The following is a 3,896-nucleotide window of genomic DNA, read 5'->3' as shown; positions in this document are numbered from 1 at the left end:
TTCAACTGGCAGAAGGCGGAAGGGAAACACGCGGGCGCCCCGCCGGTGCCGGCCCGCCATCACGGCGGGCCGCACCCCGGAAGGGCGCGGCGGGCAGGAACGGCCGGGACGGCTTATTCCGGCGCAAAGAACTCGTTGCCGTGCATGTCCACCAGCTCCAGCGCACGACCGCCACCGCGCGCCACGCAGGTCAGCGGGTCGTCGGCCACCTGCACGTGCAGGCCGGTCTCCTCGGAGATCAGGCGGTCCAGGTCGCGCAGCAGGGCGCCACCACCGGTCAGCACGATGCCGCGCTCGGCGACGTCGGCGCACAGTTCCGGCGGGGTCTGCTCCAGCGCCAGCTTGACCGCGCTGACGATGCCCGACAGCGGTTCGTGCAGGGCCTCGAGCACTTCGTTGGAGCTGATCTTGATCATCTTCGGCACGCCCTCGGCGAGGTTGCGGCCGGAGATTTCCATCTCGATCACTTCCGCCTGCGGGTAGGCGCAGCCCAGCTCGACCTTGATGCGCTCGGCGGTGGCTTCACCGATCAGCATGCCGTGGTTGCGGCGCACGTAGTTGGTGATGGACTCGTCGAAGCGGTCGCCGCCGATGCGGACCGAGGCCGAATAGACGATGCCGTTGAGCGAGATGACCGCCACTTCGGTGGTGCCACCGCCGATGTCGATGACCATCGAGCCACGGGCTTCGGTGACCGGCATGCCGGCGCCGATCGCGGCGGCCATCGGTTCTTCGATCAGGAACACGTCACGGGCACCGGCTTCCTCGGCCGATTCCTTGATCGCGCGGCGCTCGACCTGGGTCGAGCCGGCCGGCACGCAGACCAGGACGCGCGGGCTCGGGCGCAGCACGCGCGACTTGTGCACCTTCTTGATGAAGTGCTTGAGCATCGCCTCGGTATAGGTGAAGTCGGCGATGACGCCGTCCTTCATCGGGCGGATGGTGGTGATGTGGCCCGGGGTACGGCCCAGCATCTGCTTGGCTTCGGCGCCGACGGCTGCCACCGAACGGGTGCCACCGATGGCACGGTCCTGGCGCACGGCCACGACCGACGGCTCGTTCAGCACGATCCCCTGCCCGCGCACGTAGATGAGGGTGTTGGCCGTGCCCAGGTCGATGGACAGGTCGTTGGAGAACATGCCACGGAGTTTCTTGAACATCTGAGGAAGGAGTCCTGAGGGGTGTCGTGCCCGCCGCGGGATGGCGAAAAAATGGGCAGAAATCGAGGCCGACAAGCCTAGCAACCCGCCTGCCGCCGAGCAAGGAAAAAACTAGCTGAACCCGCGTCTTCACAGGCTTTCGGCCTGATCGGGTCTCACCCGGTTCTGGCCCTGAGCGGCACCAGCGGGTAACCTTTGCGCCGTCGGGCGCCCAAGGGCGCCGTTTGCTTGCCCGCTGAACCGGGCCGGCCCACCCCAAAATTCACCGCATAGGCTTACATCGATGTCCGCTCTGATCTGTGGTTCTCTTGCCTTCGACACCATCATGGTGTTCCCGGACCAGTTCAAGAATCACATCCTGCCGGACAAGGTGCACATCCTGAACGTGTCCTTCCTGGTGCCGCGCATGCGCCGCGAGTTCGGCGGCTGCGCAGGCAACATCGCCTACAACCTGCACCTGCTGGGCGGCCAGCCGATCCCGATGGGCACCGTGGGCTCGGACTTCGGCCCGTACCGCGAATACTTCGAAGGCCTGGGCATCGACCTGTCGCGCGTGCGCGTGATCGATGAGCTGTTCACCCCGCAGGCATTCATCACCACCGACCACGACAACAACCAGATCACCGCCTTCCACCCGGGCGCGATGATGCGTTCCTACGAGAACCACGTGCGTGGGGTGCCGGGCGTCACCCTGGGCCTGGTCGGCCCGGACGGCCGCGAAGGCATGATCCAGAACGCGCAGGAATTCCACGAAGACGGCATCCCGTTCATCTTCGACCCGGGCCAGGCCATGCCGCTGTTCAACGGCCCGGAACTGCGCGCCTTCATCGAGCAGGCCGACTACGTGGTGGTGAACGACTACGAGTCGAACCTGCTGCAGGAGCGCACCGGCTGGGACGAGAAGGAGATCGTCAGCCGGGTCAAGGCCTACATCACCACCCGTGGCCCGAAGGGCGCGGTCATCCACACTCCGGAAAAGAGCTACGACATCCCGCCGGCGCACGAGCGCCGCGTGGTCGACCCGACCGGCTGTGGCGACGCCTTCCGCGCAGGCCTGATCTACGGCATCCAGAAGGGCTACGACTGGCTGACCATCGGCCGCATGGGCAACCTGATGGGCGCACTGAAGGTCGAGCATCCGGGCACGCAGAACCAGCGTTTCACCTTCGATGAGTTCAACGAGCAGTTCAAGCAGCAGTTCGGTTACGCGCTGGGCGCGTAAGCCGAACTGCCCGCGCATCTGATCGGTGGGTGTCGACCTTGGTCGACACTGCCGGCCAGCGGCCGGCACTACCGGAACTTCCGACCGACACGTTGCCTGCCCTCTGTAGAGCCGAGCCCATGCTCGGCTTGCGCGCGCCGGTCATGCTGCCTGCCAGGCGGCCAGCAGCGCGCGGCAATCGGCGAAATGCCAGTCGGCGCGGCCCGGCCAAGGGTTCTCTGGCAGGTTGACCAGCACGGTATGCGTGCCGGCCGCACGGCCGCACTCCAGGTCGTAGGCGTGGTCACCCACCATCACCGCCTGCGCAGGCCCGATGCCCCATCGCCGCAGATGCTGCTGCAGGCCCTCCGGCGAGGGCTTGGGCACCGCTTCATCGCGACCAATGATGTCGGCATCGTCGAACAACGCCCCGACCCCGATCGCCTCCAGCGTCAGCTTCGCCAGCGCATGATCATTGCGGGTCAGGATGCCCAGCCGGCAGCCAGCCGCCGCCAGCGCGCGCAGCAGCTTCACCGCACCCGGCGCCGGCAGCGCGTCCTCGGCCAGCGCGCGCTCGTGATCCAGCAACCACTCACGCTTGGCCTGCGCCGGCGCATCCGGCAACGCCGCGATATGGTCGAGGATGTCTTCCTCGGCCGTGATCTGCAATGCGCGGCGGATCGCGGCGAAATCATGCACGGCCACAGTCAGCGTGCCGTCCATGTCGAACACCCAGTGCCGGATCGCGGACAACGCGTGCACTGCGCTGCCCGCCGCAACCATCACTGCCACCACTGCGGCATGCGGCTGGCGTCGACGCCACCGGTTTCAAACACAGCGGTGCGGGTACCACCGGCCTTGACCGGGAACTCGATGCTGATCGACTTGCCCTTGCGCGCCAGTTTCCACAGCGCTTTCTGATCGGTGATGAACAGGGCAATGGCTTCATCGGTCTTCGGACGCCACGCCGCCATGGAAATCGGCTTGCCGTCGTCCACGGTTACTTTCACCGTGCACTGCGGGCAACGGAAATCGCCGGCCTGCAGCACCAGATACGCATGCCGCTTCCACTCCGGATGATCGCGGAACACCAGCTGCACCGGCTTGGCGCCGCTGCCATCCACGTCCACCCGTTCCTTGCTGTAGATCTGCGCCGAAACCTGGTTGCCCTTGCTGCCCACCGGGATCTGGTTGTACTGCCACAGCGCCTGCATGCGGCGCAGGTCGCGCGCGGCGTCACCCTTGGCCTTGACCTCGTCGAAGCCCGCGGCGATGCGATCGGCGGCGGCGGTGTCCTTGTACTGGTCCAGCAGCGAGGCACCATGCAGGCGCGCGCGTTCCCAGTCCTGCGCGGCCACGGCCATGTCGTACTGCTTGGCCACGTCTTCGGCCTTGGCCTCCTTCTGCGCCCGCACGGCGGCTGCGGCCACTGGACAGCGCGTGCACCTGCACACCTGCCTCGCGCGCGGCCGATGTCACTGCCTCAAGCAGCGCCGCGCCCTGCAGCGTTTGCCCGGCAACCGGAATCACCAGGC

4 protein-coding genes are annotated in these 3,896 nt (G+C 66.9%); 1 reads left to right on the top strand and 3 read right to left on the bottom strand.

Annotated elements, in window-relative coordinates:
- Window positions 1-113: 113 nt before the first annotated feature.
- Window positions 114-1,160 carry a rod shape-determining protein gene (locus ABGA94_RS01255; RefSeq protein WP_005419402.1) on the bottom strand — a complete coding sequence of 349 codons (1,047 nt, stop codon included), beginning with the start codon at window positions 1,158-1,160 and terminating at the stop codon, window positions 114-116.
- A gap of 283 nt (window positions 1,161-1,443) precedes the next feature.
- On the opposite strand from ABGA94_RS01255, the gene ABGA94_RS01250 reads away from it, so the two are divergent.
- Complete coding sequence (locus ABGA94_RS01250) at window positions 1,444-2,382, top strand: carbohydrate kinase family protein (protein WP_005419403.1); 939 nt, start codon at window positions 1,444-1,446, stop codon at window positions 2,380-2,382.
- Between the two features lie 141 nt (window positions 2,383-2,523).
- Here the strand turns inward: ABGA94_RS01250 and ABGA94_RS01245 are convergent, their stop codons facing one another.
- Window positions 2,524-3,144 carry an HAD family hydrolase gene (locus ABGA94_RS01245; protein ID WP_111128276.1) on the bottom strand — a complete coding sequence of 207 codons (621 nt, stop codon included), beginning with the start codon at window positions 3,142-3,144 and terminating at the stop codon, window positions 2,524-2,526.
- Window positions 3,144-3,815, bottom strand: coding sequence for a hypothetical protein (locus ABGA94_RS01240; protein WP_375366153.1), 672 nt, complete (start codon window positions 3,813-3,815; stop codon window positions 3,144-3,146). The genes ABGA94_RS01245 and ABGA94_RS01240 overlap by 1 nt, the downstream gene beginning before the upstream one ends.
- Between the last annotated feature and the right edge of the window lie 81 nt (window positions 3,816-3,896).

Origin of the sequence: Stenotrophomonas sp. 3diitr2024 (assembly GCF_042136455.1) — a bacterium.
In the GTDB taxonomy this organism is placed as follows: Bacteria; Pseudomonadota; Gammaproteobacteria; order Xanthomonadales; family Xanthomonadaceae; genus Stenotrophomonas; species Stenotrophomonas sepilia.
The sequence above is the reverse complement of the archived record's forward strand: the minus strand, read 5'-3'. Positions and strand labels throughout refer to the sequence as shown.

Bases quoted from the DNA above. Each gene is read 5' to 3' on its own strand.
- ABGA94_RS01255 (WP_005419402.1), bottom strand. From the start codon at position 1,160: ATGTTCAAGAAACTCCGTGGCATGTTCTCCAACGACCTGTCCATCGAC.
- ABGA94_RS01250 (WP_005419403.1), top strand. From the start codon at position 1,444: ATGTCCGCTCTGATCTGTGGTTCTCTTGCCTTCGACACCATCATGGTG.
- ABGA94_RS01245 (WP_111128276.1), bottom strand. From the start codon at position 3,144: ATGGTTGCGGCGGGCAGCGCAGTGCACGCGTTGTCCGCGATCCGGCAC.